The organism is Rhodococcus sp. IEGM 1409 (assembly GCF_030056735.1).
In the GTDB taxonomy this organism is placed as follows: Bacteria; Actinomycetota; Actinomycetes; order Mycobacteriales; family Mycobacteriaceae; genus Rhodococcus_F.
On the sequence record NZ_JASHKN010000001.1, the window covers coordinates 1,026,308 to 1,051,916 of the forward strand.

General features: G+C 61.4%; 26 protein-coding genes and 1 pseudogene. 7 read left to right on the forward strand and 20 right to left on the reverse strand.

The genetic code is table 11. From position 1 onward, the window contains the following. Window positions 1-6: 6 nt before the first annotated feature. A complete protein-coding gene (locus tag QM716_RS05075) occupies window positions 7-1,179 on the reverse strand; it encodes an acyl-CoA dehydrogenase family protein (RefSeq protein WP_283302769.1) in 1,173 nt (390 codons plus the stop codon). A 28-nt stretch (window positions 1,180-1,207) separates the two neighbouring features. Continuing rightward, window positions 1,208-1,669: a MaoC family dehydratase gene (locus QM716_RS05080; protein WP_283302770.1), complete on the reverse strand. Its 462-nt coding sequence runs from the start codon at window positions 1,667-1,669 to the stop codon at window positions 1,208-1,210. A 96-nt stretch (window positions 1,670-1,765) separates the two neighbouring features. Here QM716_RS05080 and QM716_RS05085 point away from each other — a divergent pair, with 96 nt between their 5' ends. Further along, window positions 1,766-2,419 (forward strand): TetR/AcrR family transcriptional regulator, encoded by a 654-nt coding sequence (locus QM716_RS05085; RefSeq protein ID WP_283302771.1) that lies wholly within the window; start codon window positions 1,766-1,768, stop codon window positions 2,417-2,419. Between the two features lie 6 nt (window positions 2,420-2,425). On the opposite strand, the gene QM716_RS05090 is transcribed toward QM716_RS05085, so the two are convergent. After that, window positions 2,426-2,872, reverse strand: coding sequence for a MarR family winged helix-turn-helix transcriptional regulator (locus QM716_RS05090; RefSeq protein ID WP_283302772.1), 447 nt, complete (start codon window positions 2,870-2,872; stop codon window positions 2,426-2,428). A gap of 12 nt (window positions 2,873-2,884) precedes the next feature. Further along, window positions 2,885-3,289: an EVE domain-containing protein gene (locus tag QM716_RS05095; RefSeq protein WP_283302773.1), complete on the reverse strand. Its 405-nt coding sequence runs from the start codon at window positions 3,287-3,289 to the stop codon at window positions 2,885-2,887. A 145-nt stretch (window positions 3,290-3,434) separates the two neighbouring features. Between QM716_RS05095 and QM716_RS05100 the strand changes: the two genes are divergently transcribed. Continuing rightward, window positions 3,435-4,112, forward strand: a complete 678-nt coding sequence (locus QM716_RS05100; RefSeq protein ID WP_283302774.1) for a TetR/AcrR family transcriptional regulator — start codon at window positions 3,435-3,437, stop codon at window positions 4,110-4,112. Then, complete coding sequence (locus QM716_RS05105) at window positions 4,109-5,029, forward strand: TIGR01777 family oxidoreductase (RefSeq protein WP_283302775.1); 921 nt, start codon at window positions 4,109-4,111, stop codon at window positions 5,027-5,029. Before QM716_RS05100 ends, QM716_RS05105 begins: the two co-directional genes overlap by 4 nt. Here the strand turns inward: QM716_RS05105 and QM716_RS05110 are convergent. After that, window positions 4,987-5,955 (reverse strand): NAD(P)/FAD-dependent oxidoreductase, encoded by a 969-nt coding sequence (locus QM716_RS05110; RefSeq protein WP_283302776.1) that lies wholly within the window; start codon window positions 5,953-5,955, stop codon window positions 4,987-4,989. The genes QM716_RS05105 and QM716_RS05110 overlap by 43 nt on opposite strands. 94 nt (window positions 5,956-6,049) lie before the next feature. On the opposite strand from QM716_RS05110, the gene QM716_RS05115 reads away from it, so the two are divergent. Continuing rightward, window positions 6,050-6,559: a MarR family winged helix-turn-helix transcriptional regulator gene (locus QM716_RS05115; protein ID WP_283302777.1), complete on the forward strand. Its 510-nt coding sequence runs from the start codon at window positions 6,050-6,052 to the stop codon at window positions 6,557-6,559. Between the two features lie 6 nt (window positions 6,560-6,565). Here QM716_RS05115 and QM716_RS05120 read toward each other — a convergent pair whose 3' ends face one another. The 6 genes from QM716_RS05120 to prpD all read right to left on the reverse strand — a co-directional run bounded on the left by QM716_RS05120 (window position 6,566) and on the right by prpD (window position 12,305). Beyond that, on the reverse strand, window positions 6,566-7,039 hold the full coding sequence (locus QM716_RS05120; RefSeq protein WP_283302778.1) for a MerR family transcriptional regulator: 474 nt from the start codon (window positions 7,037-7,039) through the stop codon (window positions 6,566-6,568). 10 nt (window positions 7,040-7,049) lie between these two features. Further along, on the reverse strand, window positions 7,050-7,910 hold the full coding sequence (locus QM716_RS05125; RefSeq protein WP_283302779.1) for an SDR family NAD(P)-dependent oxidoreductase: 861 nt from the start codon (window positions 7,908-7,910) through the stop codon (window positions 7,050-7,052). A 49-nt stretch (window positions 7,911-7,959) separates the two neighbouring features. Beyond that, entirely contained in the window at window positions 7,960-8,601 is a 642-nt protein-coding gene (locus tag QM716_RS05130) for an enoyl-CoA hydratase-related protein (RefSeq protein ID WP_283302780.1), read from the reverse strand. A 166-nt stretch (window positions 8,602-8,767) separates the two neighbouring features. Then, entirely contained in the window at window positions 8,768-9,889 is a 1,122-nt protein-coding gene (locus tag QM716_RS05135; RefSeq protein ID WP_283302781.1) for a bifunctional 2-methylcitrate synthase/citrate synthase, read from the reverse strand. Beyond that, on the reverse strand, window positions 9,886-10,803 hold the full coding sequence (prpB, locus tag QM716_RS05140; protein WP_283302782.1) for a methylisocitrate lyase: 918 nt from the start codon (window positions 10,801-10,803) through the stop codon (window positions 9,886-9,888). Before prpB ends, QM716_RS05135 begins: the two co-directional genes overlap by 4 nt. Beyond that, a complete protein-coding gene (prpD, locus tag QM716_RS05145; RefSeq protein WP_283302783.1) occupies window positions 10,803-12,305 on the reverse strand; it encodes a 2-methylcitrate dehydratase PrpD in 1,503 nt (500 codons plus the stop codon). The genes prpB and prpD overlap by 1 nt, the downstream gene beginning before the upstream one ends. 168 nt (window positions 12,306-12,473) lie before the next feature. Between prpD and QM716_RS05150 the strand changes: the two genes are divergently transcribed. Then, window positions 12,474-13,895, forward strand: coding sequence for a short-chain fatty acyl-CoA regulator family protein (locus tag QM716_RS05150; RefSeq protein WP_283302784.1), 1,422 nt, complete (start codon window positions 12,474-12,476; stop codon window positions 13,893-13,895). A gap of 67 nt (window positions 13,896-13,962) precedes the next feature. Then, entirely contained in the window at window positions 13,963-14,958 is a 996-nt protein-coding gene (locus tag QM716_RS05155) for an endonuclease/exonuclease/phosphatase family protein (RefSeq protein ID WP_283302785.1), read from the forward strand. Window positions 14,959-15,028: 70 nt separating this feature from the next. Here QM716_RS05155 and QM716_RS05160 read toward each other — a convergent pair. From QM716_RS05160 to QM716_RS05185, 6 genes and pseudogenes are all read right to left on the reverse strand, one after another. After that, a pseudogene (locus QM716_RS05160) lies at window positions 15,029-16,267 on the reverse strand (HNH endonuclease signature motif containing protein). A gap of 114 nt (window positions 16,268-16,381) precedes the next feature. After that, a complete protein-coding gene (locus QM716_RS05165; protein ID WP_283302786.1) occupies window positions 16,382-18,289 on the reverse strand; it encodes an alkyl/aryl-sulfatase in 1,908 nt (635 codons plus the stop codon). An 81-nt stretch (window positions 18,290-18,370) separates the two neighbouring features. After that, entirely contained in the window at window positions 18,371-18,682 is a 312-nt protein-coding gene (locus tag QM716_RS05170; protein WP_283302787.1) for an SHOCT domain-containing protein, read from the reverse strand. Window positions 18,683-18,706: 24 nt separating this feature from the next. Continuing rightward, complete coding sequence (locus tag QM716_RS05175) at window positions 18,707-19,135, reverse strand: DUF6325 family protein (RefSeq protein ID WP_283302788.1); 429 nt, start codon at window positions 19,133-19,135, stop codon at window positions 18,707-18,709. A 70-nt stretch (window positions 19,136-19,205) separates the two neighbouring features. After that, window positions 19,206-20,477 carry an MFS transporter gene (locus QM716_RS05180; protein ID WP_283302789.1) on the reverse strand — a complete coding sequence of 424 codons (1,272 nt, stop codon included), beginning with the start codon at window positions 20,475-20,477 and terminating at the stop codon, window positions 19,206-19,208. A gap of 45 nt (window positions 20,478-20,522) precedes the next feature. Then, a complete protein-coding gene (locus QM716_RS05185) occupies window positions 20,523-21,518 on the reverse strand; it encodes an aldo/keto reductase (protein ID WP_019745276.1) in 996 nt (331 codons plus the stop codon). 101 nt (window positions 21,519-21,619) lie between these two features. On the opposite strand from QM716_RS05185, the gene QM716_RS05190 reads away from it, so the two are divergent. Then, window positions 21,620-22,177, forward strand: a complete 558-nt coding sequence (locus tag QM716_RS05190; RefSeq protein ID WP_283302790.1) for a TIGR03086 family metal-binding protein — start codon at window positions 21,620-21,622, stop codon at window positions 22,175-22,177. On the opposite strand, the gene QM716_RS05195 is transcribed toward QM716_RS05190, so the two are convergent. The 3 genes from QM716_RS05195 to QM716_RS05205 all read right to left on the reverse strand — a co-directional run bounded on the left by QM716_RS05195 (window position 22,174) and on the right by QM716_RS05205 (window position 25,578). Next, window positions 22,174-23,448, reverse strand: a complete 1,275-nt coding sequence (locus tag QM716_RS05195; RefSeq protein ID WP_283302791.1) for an alkaline phosphatase family protein — start codon at window positions 23,446-23,448, stop codon at window positions 22,174-22,176. The genes QM716_RS05190 and QM716_RS05195 overlap by 4 nt on opposite strands. Then, the gene (locus QM716_RS05200; protein ID WP_283302792.1) at window positions 23,445-25,133 is read right to left on the reverse strand and encodes an alkaline phosphatase D family protein; all 1,689 of its coding nucleotides are present in this window, start codon (window positions 25,131-25,133) and stop codon (window positions 23,445-23,447) included. The genes QM716_RS05195 and QM716_RS05200 overlap by 4 nt, the downstream gene beginning before the upstream one ends. 103 nt (window positions 25,134-25,236) lie before the next feature. After that, a complete protein-coding gene (locus tag QM716_RS05205) occupies window positions 25,237-25,578 on the reverse strand; it encodes a hypothetical protein (RefSeq protein ID WP_283302793.1) in 342 nt (113 codons plus the stop codon). Between the last annotated feature and the right edge of the window lie 31 nt (window positions 25,579-25,609).

Below are 25,609 nucleotides of genomic sequence, written 5' to 3' on the forward strand. Positions count from 1 at the left end.
AGATGCTCACAATCCGAGAATCGAGGAGGCAATGATGGAGCGCTGTACCTCACTTGATCCGCTGTAGATGGAAACCTTCCGGTAGTTCAGGTAGCGCGGCGCCTCTTGCTGCGCCCACTCCGGCGAGTCGATCTCGGCCGTATTCACCGGCAACGAGTCCGGACCCGCAACATCCATCAGCAATTCCGTTGCTGCCTGCTGCAATTCGGAGCCGCGGAGCTTGAGCAGCGAAGACGCCGGATTCGGCTTGCCGTCTGCCGAACTCGCCACAACTCGCAGTTGAGTCAGATCCAGTGCAAGCAATTCGTTTTCCAGCTCAGCCAACCGAGCCGCGAACAACGGATCATCGAGGAGGGTGCCGGTTCCGACGCGAACCTCCCTTGCCTTCTCTTTGGCCGTGGCGACAAGGGTTTTGGAGAACCCGACCCGCGTGACTCCCGTGCGTTCGTTGCCGAGCAGGAACTTGGCGTAGTCCCAGCCTTTGTTCTCCTCGCCGACAAGATTTTCCGCAGGCACACGGACGTTGTCGAAGAACACCTCGTTGACCTCGACGCTGCCGTCGATCAGTTTGATGGGGCGAACCGTGATGCCGGGAGTTGCCAGGTCGATGAGCAAGAACGAAATCCCGGCCTGCCGCTTCTGGGCACTGGCATCCGTCCGAACCAGACAGAAGATCCACTCGGCATGCTGCGCGAGAGTAGTCCACGTCTTCTGACCGTTGACGATGTAGTCTGCGCCGTCACGAACAGCGGCCGTCTTGAGTGAAGCGAGATCCGAACCGGCTTCGGGTTCCGAAAAACCTTGGCACCACCAGATATCGGCGTTGGCGGTGGCCGGGAGAAACTTCTCCTTCTGCTCCTGCGAGCCGAAGGCCGCGATAACGGGCCCAACCATACTCACGTTGAACGGCAACGGGTTGGGTACCGACGCCAACTGCATTTCCTCGGAATAGATGTGGCGCTGAACCGGAGTCCAGTCCTTGCCGCCCCATTCGACCGGCCAGTGTGGAACCGCCAACCCGTGTGCGTTCAGAATCTGTTGGCCCGCAACGATGTCCTCACGCGTCAGCTTTCCGAATCCGGCTGCACGTGCTCGAAGTTCGGGCGAGAATTCGGTGGTGAAGAACGTTCGCATCTCCTCGCGGAACGCAACGTCCTCATTGGTCAGTTCGAGATTCATGTGGCGTCTGCTTTCTTATTGCAGGATTTCAAAACAAGATTCGCGCGACGGTCTGTGCGACAACAGCAGGTTTGTCCACGCCTTCGATCTCGACGGTATTGGTGATCTGACTCTGCAGCGAGCCGTTCGGCAACTCTTCGAGAGCGGAGAGCACTGCAGTGTTTCGAACCCTGGCCCCGACGGGCACCGGACTCGGGAATCGAACCTTGTCGGACCCGTAGTTGATCACCATCTTCGCCCCGTCGATGCGGTACACAGACTTCGACAGAAGCGGCAGGAGTGAGAGCGTCAAATACCCGTGCGCGATCGGACCACCGAAAGGTGATTCACGCCTGGCTCTTTCGTCATCGACGTGAATCCACTGATGGTCACCGGTCGCGTCGGCGAATTGATGGACCATCTCGCGGGTGACCTCGACCCACTCGCTCGAACCCAGCGTTTCACCGACTGCTCCCAGGAGATCGGACTTGTTCTCGAACACCCGTGTCATCTGATCCTCCACGTTCCCGAACACTGTTAGGTTAATTCGATAATAAACTCACGGTGTAAGGTTGTCCAGTACTTTCAGACGAAAGGGTTCTGTGCGATGGCGCGACCGCGGGTTCCACTACTGAGCAAGCCGATCATCAGGGACACTGCCCTGAAACTGGTGGACGAGCACGGTTTGACCGACTTCTCGATGCGCAAACTCGCCACTGTTCTCGGTGTACAGGCCCCGTCGCTGTACAGCCACTACGCCAACAAGGACGAGCTACTCGACGACGTCGCGAACGTCATCATGGAGTCTGTCGACGTGAGCGGCTTCGACTCCGACGATTGGCGCGGCGCGCTGCGTACGTGGGCGCGGTCCTACCACGCCGCCCTGGGCAAGCATCCCAACATCGTTCCCTATCTGGCCTACGGTCCGAGCGTCAGGCCCATCGCCCTCGATCGCGCGAACGCCATCCACGGCGGCCTGGTGCGCGCCGGATGGCCGCAGCGCACGGCAACGCTGATCGGCGCTTCCGTCAAGTACGTGGTCATGGGTGCTGCGACGGCAACGTTCTCCGGCGGATTCGTGGACGATCCCGCGATATACGCCGAGCGTTACCCGCACCTCACGCGAGCACACCTGTTGCGTGAGCGTGCCGCCGAGATAGACGGAGCCAGCTTCGAACTCGCACTGGAATCCCTGCTGGACGGACTGGAAGCCAAATTCGCACTGCTGCAGAGAACTACAGAGCAATCTCCTCGAAACTAAGAGTCGTTACTGTCGATCAAGCGCACCGAGCATCGTGACGAAGGCCGCCTGACGATCCCCCAGAGCGGCGAAGAATTCCCGGTCCGAAGATTCCACCGCGCGGTTCGCCTTGCCGGCCAAGGCCGCACCCACCCGCGTGACGGCAAGCGAGCGAGCCCGAGCATCGGTCGGATGTGGACGTCGTTCGACAAACCCCTTGGATTCGAGGGCCCGAATCACCTGTGACGTCATCATCGGGTCGGTGCGCGCATACTCGGCAAGACCGCGTTGAGTTATCGGCGTCTCTGCATCCAGCCAGGTCAGTGCGGCGAGCAGAACGAACTGCACGTGGGTCAGGTCGAAGGGTCGCAGCGCCGCGCGAATCGAAACCTGCCAAGCGTTGGTGACACGCCACAACATCAGGCCGGGACTCTCGTCCGCGTCCTCGAAGTCGGTTTCCAGTTTCTTCGCCACAGCGTCAGTGTGTCAGCTCGTCACCGAGCGCAAGATCTCGACGTCATTGCCATCCAACGGAATCAGGCCACGCCGGAGTTGATACCCCCAATTGGGCGTCGAGGTCAGCGCCAAGTCACTCCGCACGTCGCCAAGAGGAACGGGCGTGAATTGCTCGTATCGCACTCGACGCCGAAACGGTTTGAAGCAACCCTCGTCCGCCTGCCAGATCTCACCCTCTTCGATCACGCCGAGAGCAGTGAACTCCCGCAACGGATCTCGGTCACCGATGGACTCGACCGGCGAATAGTAGACAAGCACGTCACCTGCCTTCATCCGTGCCAATCCGGACCTCTTCCCGTGCCCGATCTGTGCGATGCCGAGATCCACTGCGCGACGCACATGTTCGGCAGAGACAACCCCTAACCAGGCGTTCATCGCCGACCCCTTGGCGAACCGATGGCAAGTTCAATCATTCATTTAGTATGCGCGCTTATTATATTTCCGGCAATAGATTCACTCTTGAACGTGTTCAACTTCAGGGCGTACGCTGCACTTGAACATGTTCAAAGAAGGAGCGCCCATGAGTAGTCGCGGAATCGAGACCAGGGAAAAGCTGGTGGAAACCGCTTTGCGGCTCTTCCGCGACGAGGGCTTCGCAGCGACGACCATGCGCAAGATCGCGAATGAAGCAGAGGTCTCGCTCGGGAATGCCTACTACTACTTCGCCAGTAAGGACGAACTGGTTCACGAGCTGTATCTGGTCATCCAACGCGATCACCGCGCGCTCGCGCTTCCACTCCTTCGCGAAGGTGGGTCACTGACAGAAAATCTCAGGATCGTCCTGCATACCGGTCTCGACGTCATGGGCCCCTATCACGGCTTCGGCAGCACTTTTCTGCACGTTGCCCTGCCCACCACATCACAGTCCAGCCCGTTCTCGGCCGAGTCGACCGATGCGAGATCGATGGCCGTCGATCTGATGCGTGAAGCACTGGCGGCGTCGAAGCAGCGGATGCCGTCGTCATTGGAGACCCAGCTCCCCACACTCTTGTGGCTCAGCTATCTGGGCGTGACGCTGCACTGGGTTACCGACTCGTCTCCAGGGCAAGCGCGCACCCGTTCCCTGGTCGACGGCCTGGTACCGATCATCGCGAAAGCGCTCACACTCGCCCGGCTGCCAGTGGCACGAGGTCTGGTCGGCGACGTCGCCGCCTTGATGACCAAAGTCGTTTCTCCAGAGGGGAGCACAGAACCATGAAGACCGTCGTTGTATGCGGTGCGTCGGGTTACATAGGCCAACAACTTCTTCGAACGCTCGAATCCAACGGGGTCGACGTTCGGACGATCGGCCGGGGAGGAACGAGCGATGCAACGTGGTCCGACGAGCACGGTGTCGCCGACGTCCTCAGCGGCACGGATCTGCTCGTCAACCTCGCCGGTCGCTCCGTGAGCTGCCGCTACAACAAGCGCAATGCTGACGAAATCTTCTCCTCCCGAGTGGAAACGACTGCACTGTTGGGTCGTGCACTGACCCGTACGCCGCGTCCACCCTCACTCTGGGCGAATGCCAGTACCGGCACGATCTACCGAGACGCACGAGATCGACCGATGGACGAGAAGAACGGAGAGCTGGGAAAGGGATTCTCCGTCGCGGTCGCGCGAGCGTGGGAACACGAATTGTTCTCAGCACCGACACCTGTTCGCAAAGTGGCACTACGGATGTCGATCGTCCTCGGCGCCGGCGGCGGGGCGATCAACCCATTCGTCAACCTCGCCCGAATGGGCTTCGGCGGCAGAATGGGCGACGGACGACAAATGTTCAGCTGGATTCACATTGCCGACGTCATTCGCTCGATCATCCACATCTACGAGCATCCGGAGATCTCCGGCCCGGTCAATATCGCATCCCCGCACCCTGTGACCAATGACGAGATGATGCGACAGGTGCGCGCAGCGTTGGGTCGACGGTACGGTGTGCCTACACCCGATTGGATGCTGGAGTTCGGGGCTCGGGTTATCCGCACCGAGGCCGAGTTGGTGCTCAAGAGCCGCTGGGTAGCGCCAGGGGTGCTCGCGGACAACAACTTCCGCTATCAGTTTCCGACGCTGGAGTCGGCGCTGGACCAGATCGCTCAGGAGACCCCGCGAGGGCTGCTTCCGGTGACACTCGGCTGAAGTTCGGCTGCAATCGCCACCGCTCGCACGATATCCTGCTCGAGCAGATAGTGATTCAGTGCAATCGCAGCCTTCGATCCAGCAGCGGCGGCGGTGATCAACTGCGCCGGAGAATCCGACACATTCCCCGCGGCCCAGGCTCCAGGCACGCTTGTAGTCCCCGCGGGATCAGTTACCACCCAACCATTTTCGTCGGCTTCACACCCCAGGCCAGTCAACAGATCGCCTTGCGCAACAAACCGTGGACCGACAAACAACACGCTCCGTGGAATCACCTGACCGGAGGCCAGTTCGACGCCGTCCAATCGACCATCACCAACCGACACCCCGGCCACGTCGCCTTCGACAATGCGAATCCCCCTGGCAGTCAACCGCTCCCGTTCGGCTCCGGACAGCTCGATGCGATTCGGGAAGAAGATTACATCCTCCGACCATTGACGCACCAACGACGCCTGATGAATGGTGAACGGCCTGTTGTCACCACCGAGCACACCGATCGGGGAATCTCGAACCTCGTATCCGTGACAGTAGGGGCAATGCAAAACATCGACTCCCCAGCGATCTTGCAGCCCAGCGATGTTCGGCAGCTCGTCACGTAACCCCGTGGCCACCAGAACAGTCCGCGCCTCCAGCGGCGCAGTGGCGTCGGTTTGCACAAGAAATCCACCGTCATCCGTGCGCTCGATTCGGATTGCGGTGCCTGTCGTCATTTCGCCGCCGTACCCGCGAACCTCCTTGCGGCCGGCCGCAAGTAATTGCGCAGGACTCTCCCCATCCCGCGTCAGGTACCCGTGCAGGTGCTCGGAGACACCATTGCGCGGGTTACCAGCATCGACGATCATCACTCGCCGCCGAGCCCGAGCCAGAACAAGTGCGGCACTCAACCCCGCCGCACCGCCACCGACAATCACCACGTCGAACCTCATGTGCTCCCCCAGTCCGCAGATCGTCCCACCCGAGACGGTGGGCTATTCTGTCAATCTAGCAAATTTGTTTACCGGTTAACAAAGTTGAGGAATCGTGAACGAACCAACACTGCGCTCCCGTACCTGCAACCTCTGGGCCGAAAACAATCCCGACCTCGACACCTCGCCCATGGAAGTGGTCGCGCAACTCAAACGGATCACGGCCCTTCTCGAACTCGCAGTCGAACCGGTGTACCGAACCGCGGACCTCACCGTATCGGAAGTGGAATTGCTTGTGCCACTGAGGTACACAGAGGAACCTGTCACCGCGATTCGACTCGCCGAACGCCTCGGCATGTCACGGGCCGGAGTCAGCAAGGCACTCGCACGGCTGGAGAAGCGAGGCCTTGTCTCCCGTACGAGCAATCCCGAAGATCGGCGATCTGCACTGATTACGATGACCGCCCAGGGAAACAGTGTCGTCAACGACGTCTTCCCACTCGAACTCGCCGCTCACGGTGAACTGTTCACCCAACTCGGGCCGGACCGCGGCAAGGTCCTTTCCGCGCTCGAACAACTGGCAGTGTCCATGGAAAGTGGGCTCGATCGAATGCAGGGCAAGTAACCGGCGCTACTCCTGCTCCCCGGTTCGCCCGCCGTACGTCGCAATCTTGTACTCCGTCGCAGCAAGAGACAACGTGAGCTCCTTGATCTGCCGACGAACGGTGTCCCGGTGCTCGAGCAGCATGTCGAGCCTCTCCGGAACTGTCCCTTCACCGGCGTCAACCAGTTCGACGTAGTGCTGCAGGTCTCGAATCGCCATACCCGAGATACGCATGCGGGTCAGAAACACCAGCCTGCGAACAGATTCCGGACCGTACACACGATGTCCGCTCGAGTCACGATCGACCGCGACCAGACCGATCTTCTCGTAGTAGCGCAGCGTATGTGCCGAGACATCCAGCAGGTCTGAGACTTCGGCGATCGACATCGGGTCCTGAACGTCCCCTGCATCGACGAGTCGGTGAATCACCTCGATCGACATGGGCCCATCCACTTCCCCAAGTGCCTCGAGCGCCTTACGCATCAAGTCTTCGGTAGCCATGACTCTCAGCCTAGAACGGGCGGACAGGTCCGGCAGCATCCGCGAAATCGGCGCTGCGAGCCAGATCGGCCCAGACGGATACCTCGGCCAGATTCTTTCGATACGACGCGGACACCCGCCCCACGGCTTCCTTTCCGAGGGGCAGACGAAGTGGCACATTCTCGCTGTGCACCAGCGAGGTGATGATCTCTGCTGCCTTCTCCGGATCACCCTCCTGAACACCGTCTGCCGCCGCCATGTCTCGCAGAACTGGATCGAGCAAATCACGGTATTCCGAGGATGATTCGGCGAAACTCAGAACTCCAGGTGTGTTGAATGCTGTTCGGAATCGGCTGGGCTCGACGATCATCACCCGAACGCCGAACTGCGCGACCTCCCCGGCGAGAGCCTCCGACCAACCCTCGAGAGCGAACTTCGACGCCGAATACGCCCCGACGCCGGGAAACGACATCCGGCCACCTTGACTGCTCATCTGCACGATCGTCCCGCTGCCCTGCGCCCGCATCGACTGGAGGACGGCGCGCACCAACGCGGCGGGTCCGATCAGGTGCAGTTCCATGAGATCCCGCAAGGTCGAATCGTCCACCATCTCCGCCGCGCCGACCATCCCGCGACCGGCATTGTTGACCAGCACGTCGACGCGACCGAAATGTTCGAGCGCATGTTCGACGACGCTGGGTGCTGCCGCGGTATCGCGGACGTCGAACGTCACCGCCGAGAACCGATCCGGATGCTCCGACGCGATATCGGCAACGGACTCGAGCCGACGAACTGCAGCGACTACCGCGTCCCCCGATCGAAGTGCGGACAGTGCAAGTTCGCGTCCGAAACCCTGAGAAACTCCAGTGATGATCCAGGTCTTTGTTGTCATGGTCGGCAACGCTAGGGGTTAGAGCGCGCTCCAACGCAAGCCTTTGGTTCTACCGCCGAACTACACGCCGGCAGCCGCAAGCAGTTCCCGCGATACCTGGGCAGTCAGGCTGACGAACTCGGCCTCTGTTGCACAGTCGCTGAGGAAGCCGTTCCGCAGAGCCTCGTCGCTCGACATGACCCCCGCCCGAGCGACCAACGACATCAGACGCGTTGCTGCCGATCCTGTCCGCCAGCAACGCCACGGAATGGATCGACAACGAGTTTCCGAGCGTGCGCGCGATCGGAAGGCAGAAGCGGGACCCGTGCGTCGCGATCCGCACATCGCACGCCGCCGACAGCAGCAGCCCGGCGCCCGCGCACACACCGTCGATGACCGCCAGCGTGGGAACCCGAATTTTCTCGAGTTCGGTCAGCACCCCGACGAACCGACTTTCGTAATCGAGTCCGTCGTGAAAGCTCGAGAAAGTCTGAAAGTGGCGTATGTCGGAACCCGCCGAGAACGCCTCTCCCCCAGCTCCGCGGAGGGTGAGCAACCGGATCTTGCGGTCGGAGTCGGCGCGCCGGCAGGCTCCGGCAATGGCGTCGTATATCTGAGGAGTCAGTGCGTTGTGCTTTTCCGGCCGGTTGAACACGACGTCAAGATTCTCGCCATGACGGATGATCGAGATGTCTTCGTGCGTTTCAGTCATGACACTCACGCTATTTCCGGTGGAGAAGAAGCGAAACACATTGCACTTGAATATCTTTGCGAATCCTCGATGCAAAGTTGCAGATAGTGTGAACGGAGAAGCGTCGACGAGGCCAGGAGACGGTGATGCCAGAACCGAACCTCGCCGACGCAGCATCAAAGGGGCGTCATGCCACGACGGTGCGCTGTGGCACGCCCGAATACTGGCTCAGCGGCCGGATCAGCGCATTCGACTGCCCCTGCTCGATGATGTGCGCCGTCCACCCGGTGATACGACTCATCACGAAGATCGGCGTAAACATCTCGACATCGAAGCCCATGAGGTAATACGCAGGGCCCGTGGGGAAATCAAGATTGGGCTTGATTCCGGTAGCACTGACCATCGTCTTCTCGAGGATTTCGTACATCTGCACCCACTTCTCGCCATCGGTGCACACAGCGACGTCGAGGAGTGCCTGCTTCATGGTCGGAACACGCGAATCGCCGTTCTTGTAGACACGGTGCCCGAAGCCCATGACCTTTTCCTTGGCGGCCAACTTCTCCGACATCCAGGCTTCCGCGCGATCGGGGTCGTCGATCTCGAGCATGTCGTGCATGACAGCTTCATTGGCGCCGCCATGCAGCGGGCCCTTGAGCGTGCCGATCGCAGCGGTCACTGCGCTGTAGATATCCGAGAGTGTCGACGTCACAACACGCGCGGCGAACGTCGAGGCGTTGAAGGAGTGCTCCGCATACAGGATCAGCGAGACCTCGAAAGCCTTCACGATCGCCGGCTCCGGAACAGCGCCGAAGCACATGTTCAGGAAGTTCTCGGCGAATCCCAGATCCGACTGCGGCGGGGTGGGATCCTGACCGCGGCGGCGGCGAAAATCCGCTGCCACGATGGTCGGCAGTACAGCCGTCATCCGCAGTGCCTTGGTCAGATTGGCCTTCTCCGAGTTGTCGTCCTCCGCCGGATCCTCGGCCCCGAGGTAGCTTATCGCCGTCCGGACCACGTCCATCGGGTGGCAGTTGTCGGGCATCTTGGTCAGGAGCGAGAGCAGCGACCGATCCGCGCGACGGGCTGCACGCTCACGCAGACAGAGCAATTCGAGCTGCTCGGGTGTGGGCAATTCGCCGTACCAGAGCAGGTGCGCAACCTCTTCGAAGCTGCAGTTCGCAGCAAGGTCCTGCACTGCGTAACCGCGATACGTCAACGAATTCGTCTCGGGCACTACCTTGGAGATAGCCGTCGTGTCGACGACAACTCCGGCCAAGCCCTTGTAGATCGTCGGAATCTGTTCGGTCATGCCTTACTCCCCTCCACGCTGAAATTGAAAATGCCACTGTCGAATTCGTTGTACCGTTCGTACTCGAGAATTTCGTAGAGCCGGCTGCGATGCTGCATCTCACCGAGCAGCCCCTCCTGAGTTCCCGTCTCGTGAATCTCACGCAGCCCCTTTTCGATGGCGAACATCGCCAACCGAAGGGTCGTCACGGGGTAGATGACGGCGTTGAACCCGATCTCTTCCAACGTCTTCGCCGAAATGAGATTCGATTTCCCGAACTCGGTCATGTTGGCGAGGAGCGGAGTGTCGAGGGCTGCGCGGAACTTCTCGAAGTCGGCCTCGGTGGCCAGCGCCTCCGTGAAGATCAAGTCGGCACCGGCATCCGCGTAAGCCTTCGCCCGCTCGATGGCTGCGTCGATACCGTCGATTCCGGCAGCATCTGTGCGCGCACAGATGACGAAGTTGGGGTCACGACGCGCCGACACCGCAGCACGAACACGGCGAACCATGTCTTCGGTGGGCACAATCGCTTTGCCGTCGAGGTGCCCGCAGCGCTTGGGGTTGATCTGGTCTTCGAGGTGCAGACCGGCAATTCCGTCGTCCTCGAAGATCGTCACCGTGCGGGCAGCGCTCATGGGTTCACCGAAACCGGTGTCGGCGTCGATGAGCGTCGGAAGGTCGGTGACGCGCGCGATCTGCTTACTGTGGCCGGCTACCTCGGTCAACGTTGTCAACCCGATATCGGGAAGCGCCAGTCCGGCGGAATACGCACCACCGGAAACGTAGACACCTTCGAACCCGATTTCCTGAATCAGCTTGGCTGTCAGCGGATTGACGGCACCTGGCAAGCGCTGAATCTTGCCGGAGGTCAACCCGGCGCGGAAAGCGACGCGCTTGTCGGCCGCGGACGTCGATGCTGCGATGAGACCCGTCATCAGAAGAGTCCCTTGGCGACCTTGGGTGACCGAGCCAGAACGTTTTCGGAGACGGTGAAGGTCAGCTGATCGAGCTCGCCGGCCTTCAGCTGCGCTGTGCGCTGTGCGGCGTCGAGGAAGCGATCCTGTTCGCTCGGCTCGATGACGCCCTCGGCGAGGGTGCGGAACTTCGCGACGTACTGATCGCGAGCGAACGGACGTGCGCCGAGCGGATGCGCGTCGGCCACCGCAAGCTCGTCGACGATGACTTCGCCGCTCTTCAAGGTGATCTCGGCACGAGCACCGAAGGCCTTCTCGTCCGGATCCGTCGAGTGGTAACGACGTGTCCATTCGGGGTCTTCGTGCGTGGAGATCTTGTTCCACAGCTCGATCGTGTCCGGGCGCTGTGCACGCTCGGGCGCGTAGGAGTGCTCGTGGTGCCAGGTGCCGTCCTGCAGCGCAACGGCAAAGATGTACATCACCGAGTGGTCGAGGGTTTCGCGTGATGCGGTGGGGTCGAACTTCTGCGGATCGCCGGAACCGGTACCGATGACGACGTGGGTGTGGTGGCTGGTGTGCAGGACGATCGAGGCGATCTGGTCGAGATCGCCGACACGAGAACGCATCCGGCGAGCAAGGTCGATCGGTGCCTGGCTCTGGTATTCCGCGGAGTGTTCCTTGGTGTACGAGTCGAGGATGGCGCGCTTCGCCTCACCCGAACCCGGAAGCGGAACGTGATACTCCTTGTCCGGACCACCGAGCAGCCAGGCGATGACGCCGTCTTCGCCTTCCCAGATCGGCGAAGGTGCACCTTCACCGCGCATCGCACGGTCGACCGCCTCGACAGCAACCTTGCCGGCCAGCGCGGGCGCGTATGCCTTCCAACTGGAGATCTCGCCCTTGCGGGACTGCCGTGTCGTCGTCGTGAGGTGCAGCGCCTGACCGATTGCCTGGTAGACCGTCTCGGTGTCGAGACCGAGCAAAGTTCCGATACCGGCGGCGGCCGAAGGGCCGAGGTGTGCAACGTGGTCGATCTTGTGCTCGTGCAGGCAGATAGCCCGAACCAGGTCGATCTGAATCTCGTAGCCGGTTGCCAAACCACGAATCAGGTCTTTGCCGTCACGGCCGGTGTGCTGAGCGACGGCGAGGATCGGCGGGATGTTGTCGCCGGGGTGCGAGTACTCGGCGGCGAGGAAGGTGTCGTGGAAATCGAGTTCGCGAACCGCGACGCCGTTGGCCCAAGCAGCCCATTCAGGCGAGAACGTACCGGGGATACCGAACACGGTCGAGCCCGGCGTGTACGGATGCGACTGTGCTTGCGCCCGGGCATTGACGACGGGACGGCGTACCAGGGAGGCGGCGGCAACCGCCGCGTTGTCGATGATCCGGTTGACGATCATGTCGTACGTGGCATCGGTGACGTCGACGGAATCCGTCGCAACTTCCGCGATCTTCCACGCGAGGTGGTCTTCCTTGGGGAACTCTTCGGCAGAACGGTGGGTGCGTACGAGATGCGTCTTCATCGATCCTCTTCTCACGTGCTTCGGTATCTATTTGCACGCTACGCAGCTCGTTCATCTCGGGATAGGCCCTCGCAGTTGCCTATTTGTGCAATAACAATCCTGCAATGTTGCGAATGTTGCGAATGGCTTCTCGGTAGGGTGAACGCGATCGGCACCGAGGAGAATTCGATGAAGAAGATGTACGCGGGAGCGCGGCTGCGACGACTGAGAGAAGAACGAAACCTTTCACAGTCTGCACTGGCGAAGGCACTCGAACTCTCCCCCAGTTATGTCAATCAACTCGAGAACGATCAACGACCGCTGACGGTCCCCGTCCTCCTCAAGCTCAACGCCGAGTTCGATCTCGACGTGCAATTCTTCGCTTCCGATTCCGACGCACGCCTGGTTGCGGACGTTCATCACGCCCTGGCCGAAACCTCGGAATCCGGGGACGTATCGCTGGCGGAGGTGGACGAATTGGTGGCCCGAATGCCGGCGGTCGGACGCACCCTCGTGATGTTGCACCGCCGCCTTCACGCCGCAACAGAGCAGTTGGACCAGTTCTCGACACAGTTGTCCGGCGAGACAGCATCTGATGTGTCGCTGGTGCCCATGCCTTACGAGGAAGTTCGGGACTTCTTCTACGACCGAAAGAATCACATCGCCGTACTCGACGACGCTGCTGAGCGGATGTTCGTGGACAACGGATTGTCCGTGGGCGCAGTAGATCTGCAACTGGCGCGACTGCTTCGCGATCAGCACGGCGTCACCGTGACAATCCGCACGGACGAACCAGACAAGCTCGGCCCCAAGCGCTTCTACGATCCGGACAAGTCGATCCTCACCCTTGCGCGGCGTCTGTCAGCAGGTCAACGCGCGTTCCAGATCGCGATGCAGTTGGCCTTCTTCACACAGGCCGACGTGATCGATTCCCTTGTCGCCGAAGATGAATCGTTGAGCACCGAGTCCGCAGCACTGGCCCGCATCGGACTCGCACACTACTTCGCCGGCGCGCTGCTACTCCCGTACACCCAATTCCTGGAATCCGCCGAGACCCTGCGATACGACATCGATCTACTAAGCCTCAAATTCGAGGTCGGCTTCGAAACCGTCTGTCACCGGTTGTCCACTCTCCAGCGTCACGGCCAACGCGGCATTCCCTTTTTCTTCGTCCGAACCGATCGCGCCGGAAACATCTCGAAGCGTCAGTCTGCTACCGCTTTTCACTTCTCCCGCGTTGGCGGAAGTTGCCCGCTGTGGGTCATCCATGAGGCATTCGCGAGTCCCGGACGCATCCTCACCCAGGTTGCGAAGATGCCCGACGGCCGGACATACCTCTGGGTGGCGCGCACTACCCACAGCGGCGGACTCGGATACCTCGCACCGGAGCGGAACTTCGCCGTCGGGCTCGGTTGCGACATCGGCTACGCCGATCGCATGGTCTACTCCCACGGAATCCAGACGGACGACCCCGCGACCATCGTGCCGATCGGTGCGGGTTGCAAGGTCTGCGACAGACCGGCGTGCTCTCAACGCGCCTTCCCTCAACTCGGCCGCGCGATCTCCGTCAGCGAGAACAGCAGTAGTCATCTGCCGTATCCGCAACAATAGGGCGCAAACAATAGGGCGCACCGAATCCACCTGCAGTTTCCCGGAGCTACGACGCTCTTCTGCTTCCATGGAGGTCATGCAACCCGATACCGTGACCCCGCGCCGGCGTGTTCTTCGCCGCCTTACTGCCGTGGTTGGTGTTGCCGGAATCGTCACTGGTCTGGGCGCGTTGGCCGCGACCATGCTCGACGTCGATCACAACATCGTGATCGTTCTGGCGTCCGTGGCGCCTCCGTTGATTATCGCGCCGCTCATCGGCGCCGTCGTCTCGGGTATCGGGCGTCAGTGGATCGTGTGCGCCGCATCCCTGATCATCCTTGCACTGTTCGGATGGTCCGTGAGCCCGCTGTACATCGGTGGAAGTGGGGAATCGACGTCCGCGGCCGGCCCGTCGATTCGAATCATGCAGGCCAACTTGATGGTCGGTACAGCGGATCCGGAGTCGCTTGTGGCGACGGTTCGCGAACGCAACGTCGATGTGGTGACCGTCCAAGAGTTGACATACCAGGAAGCCGAATCTCTGAAAGCCGCGGGACTGGAAGAGGTTCTGAGCCACCAATTCCTGGTCCCGTACACCGACGGCGGTGGCGGAGCCGGAATCTACAGTCGCTTTCCGCTCTCCAATCCGCTTAGCCTCGACGGATTCTCACCTGAAACACTCTCCGCGGAGCTGAACGTCGGCTTGTCTCAACCAGTCACGCTTTTCGCAGTACATCCGGCACCGGCCTACATCTCACCGGCCTCGGTGTGGGCGGCCGAGCAGCGAAGGCTCGGGTCCTACATGGACAAAGTCGCCGGGCGGGACAACGTGATAGTGAGCGGAGACTTCAACGCGTCATACTCGAACAAGCAGTTCCGGAATCTCCTCACGAACGGATACACCAGTGCCGCCGACCAATTGGGTTCCGGCCTGATCCCGACCTACCCGACCGACAAATGGTTTCCGGCTGTGGTTGGTATCGACCACATCATCACGAAAGGCGCCGTGGTGACTTCCCTCGAACGGATCAAGATCGAGGGATCCGATCACCACGGCCTGATTGCCGACATCACGTTGTCTTGAGTAAATACTGGATTGAGCAGGCACCGGGGCATGGTTATGCCCCGGTGCTCGAGTCTTCAGTTGTGGAGGTTCAAGCCGCTGTCGGTGGTCTGTTCCCGCCGATCGGATGCTGGTGCGGGTCGATCGACATCGGCGGATAGAACACCGTCCTCCGATCCGGGCCGATCTCCACCCGCCACTGCGTGTGATGCAGCGTCCGATGATGATGACCACACAACAAGATCAGGTTGTCGAGATCCGTTGGACCACCATCACTCCAGTGAACAACATGATGAGCATCGCACCACCCCGATGGTGTCCCGCACCCCGGAAACGCACACCCACCATCGCGGACGGCCAACGCCCGCCGCTGCGGAACCGTCGCCGTTCGCACTTCCTTACCGCACTCGAGCGGAACACCATTCTCATCCAACAAAATCCGAGTGACCGTGCAGTCGCAGGCCAACATCCGGGCAGTATCGATGCTGATCGGACCCACCCAATCCGCCCACGCACACCCGAGTTCCTCGGTCGACGGCAATAGATCTTTCAAAGCCTGCAGGTCCGTCATGTCCTTCGCCGACGCGGTCACAGTGATGTGCGGTTTCACCCCGCTCTCGATCGGACCCAACCCCGCCCGCTCCTACCGCCGCAACAACTCACAGAACCCGTCCGCCCGCCGTAGCGCCGGAGTACGAGCGTCCTTCACGCCGTCTTTCTCCGGCGTCGGCGCTGACAGGCTTGACAGCAACGTGATCAACCGGGCACCGTTGACCGCATCCAGATCGCCCTTTACGGTGACCCTGCCGTACAAGCCCTTCGACGCGTAGAACTCGTTACGTTCGGAATCCTCACCCACCGGAACCCCGTCCTCGCGCTTGCCGTACTGCTTTTCGATCCGCCGAATCGCCGCCCGCACCGCATCACAATCAGCAATGTTCTTCGACGCCAACCCCAACAGAATTCCGCGAGCCTTGTCCACATCCGCCGGGGTCATGTTCTTCGGCGGATGCTGACAAAACAACGCCACCTGCCGGGCTTTCAACGCATCAACCTCACCCCGGTGAAACGCATCCGCCACAACAGGTTCAAGCAACAGCAACCGCGCCAAACCGACCAGCAGACTGCACTCACCGATCTCCAAATTCGTCGAACCATGCAACCACTGCGCAATCGCCCGAAAACCCTTCCCGACCACAGTCTCCCGGGAAAACATCTCCACAATCAGCAACACCATCCGCGACTGCAACTCGTGCCGGACGCGCACCAGATCCAGAACCTCACTCTCGAGATCCTCACCATCCAGCTGCCACGCTTCCCGACTGTCCATACCGAAAGTTTAATCGAACATACTTTCGATAACCAGGGACATAACGGACAACTTCAAGAAGGTGCACGACTCGGGACCTATTGAAGTACAAACTCATTCGCGAGTGACACAGCACTAGGTCGGAGTGACTATCGCAAAATTCGGATCCGGCTCGTCAAGGTACCCGGCAAGTTCTGCGAGCTTCGCCGGGTCACCGGCAACCGCGATATTGCCATTCGCGACCTCAGCACCCAAGTCCGAACCACCGAGCAGCACACCGAGCAAGTCGAGCCGACTCAAACTGAACTTTGCATTCACAGACCCAGCCTCCACAGACCCAGCGTCGACGTCGAAATGGATCAGGACTCCGTTGCTGAGTTCCGTTCGGTGAACGATGTTTTCATCAGTGATGTTCCAATCGATGACGATGTGCGATCCCGCTGCGCGCACTCCGTCCACGCGCAGCGATACTGCATCGAAGACTTGACTCACCGACAGCGCCGCGGTGATGTCGGGCGCCGCGGCAACCGTGGGCGTTCCCACTGAGCCGTTGCGCAGTTCGTATGCACCGGTGAGGTAGAAGTTCCGCCATGTGCCGTTCTCGGCGCCGTACCCGAGTTGCTCGAAGGTATCGGCCTGCAGGTTCTTGGCTTCAACGTTGTCCGGTTCGGCGAAGACTACGTAGTTCACCACCTGCGCAACCCAGCGAAAGTCGCCGTGCACGTAAGATTCCCGAGCCTTCCGTAGCACTTCTGCTGATCCGCCCATGAACTCCACGTGACGCTTGGCGGATTCGACGGGTGGATGCTCCCACAGATGCGCAGGGTTACCGTCGAACCAGCCCATGTAGCGCTGGTAGATGGCCTTGACGTTGTGACTGACGGAACCGTAGTACCCGTGCGTGTGCCACGCCTGCTCCAATGCAGCTGGCAGTTCGATCGATTCGGCGATCTCGAGACCGGTCCACCCCTGGTTGATTCGACGAAGTGTCTGATCGTGGAGGTACCCGTAGAGGTCGCGCTGCAACGACAGGAACTCGGTGAGCCGCTCGGTCCCCCACGTCGGCCAGTGGTGGGACGCAAACAGAACGTCGGAACGCGAGCCGTAGCGATTGATCGATTCCGTCAGGTACGCAGACCAGACGTGAGGATCTCGCACCAGAGCTCCGCGAAGCGTGAGCAGGTTGTGCAGAGTATGAGTTGCGTTCTCTGCCATACACAGTGCGCGCAACTGCGGGAAATAGAAGTTCATCTCGGACGGCGCCTCGGTACCGGGCGTCATCTGAAACTCGATCCGAACGCCGTCGATCGTCTCCGTATGACCCGTCTCCGAGATCGACACCGTCGGCGAAATGAGTGTCGGCGTGCCGGTGGAGGTGGTCTGCCCCAACCCTGCTCCGACGGCACCGCGAGGACCTCGGGGTAATGCCGCCCCGTACATGTATGCCGCGCGTCGAGCCATTGCCGTTCCCGCATAGACGTTTTCCTCGACTGCATGCTCGACGAGGCCAGTGGGGGCTACGATCACGCATCGCCCGGCAGCGACGTCGTCGTCGGTAGTCACCCCTTTGACCCCGCCGAAGTGGTCGATGTGTGAATGCGTGTAGATCACCGCGACGACTGGTCGATCACCACGGTGCTCCCGGTACAACGCGAGCCCAGCGGCAGCGGTTTCCCGGGAGATCAATGGATCGATGACGATGATTCCGGTCTCTCCCTCGATCAACGTCATGTTCGACAGATCAAGTCCGCGAATCTGATAGATCGAATCCGTCACCGCAAAAAGTCCCTGCTTGGCGACCAATCTCGACTGACGCCACAAGCTCGGATTGACCGTTGGAGGGCACTCCTCATCAAGGAAAGCGTAGGAATCGTTGTTCCACAAGACTTTTCCGTCTAAATCGGTTACCACTCCCGGATCGAGCTCGGCGACGAAACCCCGCTTCACATCGGTGAAATCGGCGTTGTCGGAGAACGGCAAAATCTCGGCGACCCGGGAGTTCGACGCTTCGATTGCGGCCGATGCGGCGCGGGGGTCGATCATTGATCAGCCTTTCCTGCCGAATTGCGGCAATGCCGTATTGCCGTCCGAGTTGGGGAAGCAGCGTTGAGGGAAGCAGCAGGGCTAGCTCAGCAACTGCGCCTTTGCGGCCGCAAACTCTGCGTCGGTCAACAAGCCGGACTGATGAAGCTGCCCCAGTTCCTGCAATTTGGAGACCAGATCGTCGGCGCCGGAGGGGGGAACGGACTGTAGGGGAGCGGCTTGGGCCGGCGGCGCCTGTTGCTGCTGGTACTCCTGCTGCTGCTCGTCAGCCTTGCGCTGGCTCCGTCGATCCATGGCGTTGGACGTCGCTTTTGCGGTTCCAGCCACTACCGCAGTGCGCGCCACCGTGCCGAGCAATCCGGGCCGCCCTCTGCGTCCACCTCGAAAAACCATGCCGAACTCCTCAGGTAATTGTAGTTACTGAAATGCTGCTTCGACCGCTGCGACGACTACCTCGCGCGGGATCTGAACGTGTAGGACTACTTCGCCGCCGCCGCCGCGAACCGTCGACGCGAGTTCACGCGCCCACGTCTGCTCGTAGACGATGACTGCGGCGGACGTGCCTGGTTCAAGTGACTCGCGGACCACGTCCAGATCCTCGTCACTGATCAATGCCTTGGCTTCGATGGACAGTATCGCCAGTCCGATGTCGGTGAGATCTTCGTCGACGTCGATCTGCGTCACCTGTCCGTCGGCGTCCTTGGCGATGTAGACGAGGTCGAGCAGTGTGACAAAACCTCGTTCCACCACGTTTTGCAGCGCGGCAACCGCTTCGGGATCCACAGTAGAACCTGGGAATGCAAGCACCACGAGCTCGACCGGTCCGATGTTCATTGCGTCGTTCATCCATCAAGCCTGGTGGCTCCGGCGCGCAGTAACCTCACCCGCAGGGGATGAATTACCTGCCGCGGTCGAACTATTTGTTGCGGCGTATGACTTCGCGAATCGGGCGCACATGTACGCCTTCTGCCGCGAGTTCGCGTCGGGCCTTACCTCTGGTGACGAGTACGCCGATGATGCCCAGAACCCAGACGGGATACTGCACCATCCAGGCGACGCGGAATCCGTCGAACGTGTATCCACCCATGTGTCCGAGGATCACGCCCATCACTTGAATCACGATGAGCGAAGCGAGAAATCCGCCGATGTTGACCATGCCCTGCGCTGTGCCCATTGCCGAACTCGGATTGGACGTGCGCGCGTAGTCGAAGCCGATCACCGAACCGGGCCCGCCCACCGAGATCACGATCACCAGGACCGTCAACAGCCAGAGCGGCGACGGTTCACTGCGTGAGAGCACGATCGTCCACATGAGCGCGCTGGCCACCATGATGGTGAGAACCAGCCACGATCGACGCATGGGATAGCGACCTGTCAGGATGCCCAGGATCGGGCCGGCCACGATTGCCGAGATGACCGACAGCGTCAGCAGCGAGCCGACGGTCGCGGAATCGAGGCCCTGAGCCGACTTCAAATACGGCACACCCCACAACAATGCGAACGTGGTGATCGAGAACTGCGTACCCATGTGACTGAAGAACCCGAGACGTGTGCCTGGACGCATCCACACCGTCTTGATCTGCCGACCGATCTCCTTGGCACCTGCCGGCGCTGCCACGACTTCGGCGCCGGGTGGCGCATCGCGGATGACGGTGAGCGCAAGAACGAAAGCCAGAACCCCGACGGCCGCCGCGCTGCCGTAGGCGAACGTCCAGCCCGGCCCGGTCAGCAGAAGCATGAACGGCAGGGCGGACAGGACCTGACCCAACTGACCGAGAATGCCGGTGAACTGCGAGACCAGTGGCACCTGCCGGGGCGGGAACCACTGCGGTACCAACCGCAGCACCGAGATGAAGGTCAGTGCGTCTCCCGCACCCACTGCGATACGCGCACCGATCGCGACGGGCAGCGATTCGGTGAACGCAAGCGCCAACTGCGCGGACATCATGATGAACGCACCGACTGCGATCATGATCCGCGAACCGTAGCGGTCGAGGAGAACGCCTGCGGGAATCTGCATGCCCGCGTACACGACGATCTGCAGCACGACGAAGCTCGACAGGACGCTGGGAGAGATCGAGAACCGGTCAGCGGCAGACAGACCCGAGACACCGAACGAAGTGCGGTGAAGCACGGCGATCACGTAGGCAAAAACACCGACACCCCAGACCAACCACACTTTTTTCATCGGGTCTGTATGTTACTCCTGTCTTTCGCAAGGCTCAGGACATGATCATTCGCGACCCTGTGACACCCAATTCAGATCTGCTGAACGGAACCCTTCGGTGATCGCGGCGAGTGAGTCGAGGCGCGCGATCTGGTCTTCGCTCAGAACGATGTCCAGGGCTCCCGCGTTCTCCGTGACGCGGGCAGCAAACCGAGTGCCGGGAATCGACACGGAAGGCAATCCGTACTGACGGCCCTTGGCGTCGAGCCATGCCAGGGAAACCTGCGCGGGCGTCGCGCCGAGCTCCTCGCCGACCGCGCGGACCACGTCGAGAACCTTCTGATTAGCAGGGAGCGCGGAGTCCGAGAAGCGGGGGAAGCGTCGGCGCAGGTCGTTGTCACCGAGCGTCTCCGCATCGAACGACCCCGCCAAGAAGCCTCGACCGACGGGTGAGAACGGTACGAAGCCGACTCCGAGTTCCGCGGCGGTCGGCACTACCTTGTTCTCGACGTCTCGACTCCAGATGCTCCATTCCGACTGGATCGCTGCGATCGGATGCACCCCGTACGCACGACGCAGTTCGTCACCGGTCGCCTCGGACAGGCCGATGTTGCGGACCTTGCCTGCCTTCACCTGCTCTGCGATCGCGCCGACGGTGTCTTCGATCGGCACGTTCGGGTCGACCCGGTGTAAGTAGTAGAGGTCCACGTGATCGACGCCGAGTCGTCCCAGAGACTCGTCGAGTGCCTGCGGTACGTACGCCGGGTCTCCGTTGATCCCGCGCTGACCGTTGGCGATGTTGCCGACCAGACCGAACTTCGTCGCCAACTGCACCTCGTCTCGACGGTCTTTGAGAAGTTCTCCCACCGCACGCTCACTCGAGCCCTCGCCGTACACGTTGGCGGTGTCGATGAACGTGATCCCGATGTCCACCGCATGGTGCAACGTGGCGAGCGCCTCGGCCGGATCAACGGGGCCGTAGACAGGGGCGACGGACATCGCGCCGTATCCCTGGGCACTGACGGTGAGACCTTCGGCCAGAGTGACGGTGGGGACGGTCATGAAATCTCCTCGATTCGACTAAGCGACAACCTCGACAGTCTTCACCGAATCGAAGCCTCACGCACCGATTAACGTCACGCTGATCGGGTTACCCTCGAGTGATGGCATTCGATTGGCTCGAACTCGTGCTCACCGCCCACCGCGAATTCGGTTCACGACTCGCCGCAGTCGAGGACTGGAACGCACCCACGCCTGACTCCGACTGGCAGGTCGAACACCTCGTTCGCCACGTCATCGAGGAGCAGCAGTGGGTACCGCCGCTCCTGGCCGGGCTGACTGTCGGCGAGGCAACTCCGGACATCGTTCCCGTCGGGGACGATCTATGGACGGAATGGCAGAAGTATTCCGATGCTGCCATCAAGGCGTGGAAATCGACGGACCTCAGTGCCCACGTTCACCTCTCGTACGGCACGGTGAAGGTGGAACCGTATCTACGCCAGCAGACCTCGGACGTCACGATCCACACGTGGGATCTCGCGCGAGCGGTCGGCGCGGACGAGCGACTCGATCCCGACCTCGTCGAGGCCGTCTGGTCCGACCTCGACGGGCAGCGCGACATGCTCGCCGAGAGCGGCCTGTTCTCCGCTCCCGTCGAACTTCCTGACGATGCGTCGTTGCAGGACAAGCTGATTGCCCTGACCGGTCGCGACCCTCGCTAGACGTTCAGCGACACACCCGCCGTGCGGGCGATGCCGTGCCAACCACCGGCAGGTGCACCGAGGCCGAGCAGAGCCGCCACCGTCGGCGCGACGTCGATCGTGCGAGCCTGCGTGTCGATCTTCCGTCCGCCGTCGAGCGCGGGATGCCCGCCACTGAGGAAGAACGGAATGGGCAGCGTCACGAAGTGGCCGTGGTTGCCGGGAATCGGATTGGACAGTGGAGTCGGATCACTGAACCGCCAACCCTGACCGCAAAACGCAACGACGTCACCGGCATTGGTGCCGAGATCGAATTCGGCCGGAAGGTGGCTGGATTCGACGCCGTCGACGCCGTCCACGATTTGCTGGATTCGGCTGACGGCTTCCGCCCGTTCGCCATCGGGTCCGACGAAGTAGATCAGGTCTGCGCCACCGTTCTGGGCGATCCGAATCTTGCCTGCCAGCAACGGGTCCGCGTTCAGCGGCCGATCCAGGCCGATGAGCCTCGCGGGTTCCGACCAGTCCATCGAGTGGTCTGCCAACACGATCAGAATGCTCCGATTCCAACGACCGGTGTCGTGAAGGAAGTCGACGAAGCGGCGAACCTGGTTGTCGGTGTTCTGAAGTGCGGCTGTGCGGGCGATCCGGATGGATGGACCGGACAGATCCAGGTGCCCGACGCGATCGACGTCACCGAGGTTGGTGAACGACAGTCGCGGGGAGTTCCCGCCGACGATACGGATCAAGGCGTCGATCGTGAAATTGTCCGGCGCATGCTCCGTACCGGGAACGAGCGGCTGAGGATCCCACACCAGTGAGGCGCGATCACCGAACAGCCCGTGCAGGTAGTGCTTCGACAGCACACTCGCAGTGGTCAATCCGAGTTCGGTGCGCACCCGATCCAGAACTGTCGACGTCTGCAGGTCGGAAGGCCGATCGAGGTCGCGCTTCTTGTCGATGGCCGGATCGTAGACGGAGTTGGCCGGCACTCCCGAACGCGCCGGCAGCACTCCCGTCATCATCGCCGTGTGGTTCGGCAGCGTCTCCGCGATCGGGATGGCGCTGGCGTCCGGGTAGTGAATACCGCCGGCCGCAAGCCCGGTGAGCGTCGGGGTGAGCTCCGATCGCAGCTCGTCCGGCCGCATGCCGTCGACGACGATGACATGCACATCCAGGTCTGGGATACCAGCGCTGGTGGGCGCACTCGCGCGAGCAGGCGTGCCGAGCAATGCCGTTCCCGCAACAACACTTCCACCGATCAGAACGCTACGGCGCGAAACTTCGATGCTCACTGGTCGACTCCTGGTCGGTACGAGGCCTGATCGAGGGCGGCCGAGGTGGGTGAGACTCTACTGCCCGCGCCTGCCGGTAGGCGGTAGCTCACGGCGTAGTGCGCGTTGCTCTGCGGATTGGTGAGATCGTCGACGTAGTACCAGTCCATCTGGGTACCTTCGCGGGCGATTTCGAAGACGCCGTAGCCGTGTGAATCCAGTTCGACGTACCGCACATGTCGGTTCACGGCCTTGAATGCTTCTTCTGCCGCAACGGTTACCGTGCGCGGCGGCACTTTCAGCATGTCGTCGATGTTGGGGGAAGTTACCGACGGGACGACGAACTCGGCGCCGACGGTCGGTCCACCCGGATAGTTGGCCGCGTTGGTCGGCAAGTCGCACGCCCACGACGTGTGGATGTCACCGGTGATGAAGACGGTGTTGTCCACGCCGTTCGAGGTGATCGCGTCGAAAAGCCTGGTGCGGTCGGCGGTGTACCCGTCCCACTGATCGGTGTTGTACGGGATTCCGGCGTGCGGCACTCCCACCAGTTCGGTCAACGCCGCGGTGGTCGCCGGTTCGAGCGGCGGGAACACGCACGGCGTGATCATGACCGGATTTCCGACGATCTTCCACTGTGTCGGGGAGCTGACGATCCCGTTGGTCAACCAATCCATCTGTGCGCGTCCGGTAATGGTGCGCGACGGATCGTCGACCTGCTTCATCGTCGGCTGCTCGTCACGGTAGGTACGCAGGTCCAGCATCGAGATCTCGGCCAGATTCCCGAAGCGGAACCGGCGATACAGCTGAACATTGGAGCCACTACCCGACGGCCGGACGGGCATCCACTCGAAATATGCCTTGGCCGAGTTCGCCTTTCGATCAGCCCAATCGCCTTCGACCCCTGGCGTGTGGTTTTCGGCGCCGTCCCGGTACGCGTTGTCGGCCGATTCGTGATCGTCCCACGTGGTGATGAACGGCAGCTTCAGGTGAAGTGCTGCCAGATCCGGGTCGGTCTTGTACTGCGCATGCCGAATTCGGTAGTCGGCCAGCGAAATGATCTCGTGGGCGGGCTCGTGCAGACGGATGGAGCCGTCCCTCGCGCCGTACTCCCCCTGCCCGTACTCGTAGATGTAGTCACCGAGATGGATGATCGCGTCGAGGTCTTCGCGAAACGCGAGGTGACGATAGGCACCGAAATACCCCGCCTCCCAGTTGGAGCAGGACACAACGCCGAAGCGGAGCCGATCGAGATCTGCCGAGTTCGACGGAGCCGTGCGGGTGCGGCCCACCGGAGAAACGGCCGAACCCGCAGTGAATCGGTACCAGTACGTCGTCGACGAATCGAGTCCGGTGACGTCGACCTTCGCGGTGTGATCGGAATCTGCCGAAGCAGCAACACTTCCGGACGCCACGACGCTCGCGAACCCCTCATCGGTCGCGACCTGCCAGTTGAGCGTCACCGTCGGCCCCACGCCCGAACCCGGCGTCGCGTCTGCCGTGGGGGTGAAGCGGGTCCAGATGATCACCGCATCCGGCAACGGGTCACCGGATGCCACGCTGTGCGCGAAGCCCGGGCTGCCACCCGGAACCTCGGCACCGGCATGGCTCGCCGAAGCGACACCGAGACCTACTGCGCCGGCGAGGGCCGCCGACCCCTGCAGCAGGCCACGTCTGGATATTCGATCGAAGGCATTCGTGTGCACGCTAGGAGTGAACCCGCACCTGAACGGCCGTTCAAGAGAGCTTCGGGATGTTCACCCAGGCTTCGCCTGCGCTTCTCTGGAAGTTTGATCGAGTCGATCCCGATTACAACCGGTAGTCGAGGGCCGAGCCTCGGACCACACCGACCTTGAATCCGATGTAACCGCCGAGTGCGCACCCGACCACAATCAGGATCCAGAACGCCGGCGGAATCAGAGCCTCGGACCCGTCCACCTGGCTGAACGCGGAATAGCCGGCGATCAACGCACCGAACAGCACGGGCAGAATCAGCAGTGCGGCAAAGAACGTCACCCACACCGATACGAATCGCCGCTTCCACCGGGCAATCTCGTGCAGAACCGTCAGAACAACCAGGAAGACACCACTACCGGTCAAGAAGGCCGCCAGAACTGCAAATCCGAAAGCCGAGATCAGTTCTGACCCCACGTGAATCCCCCTGCACTTGAATCGCCCAGCA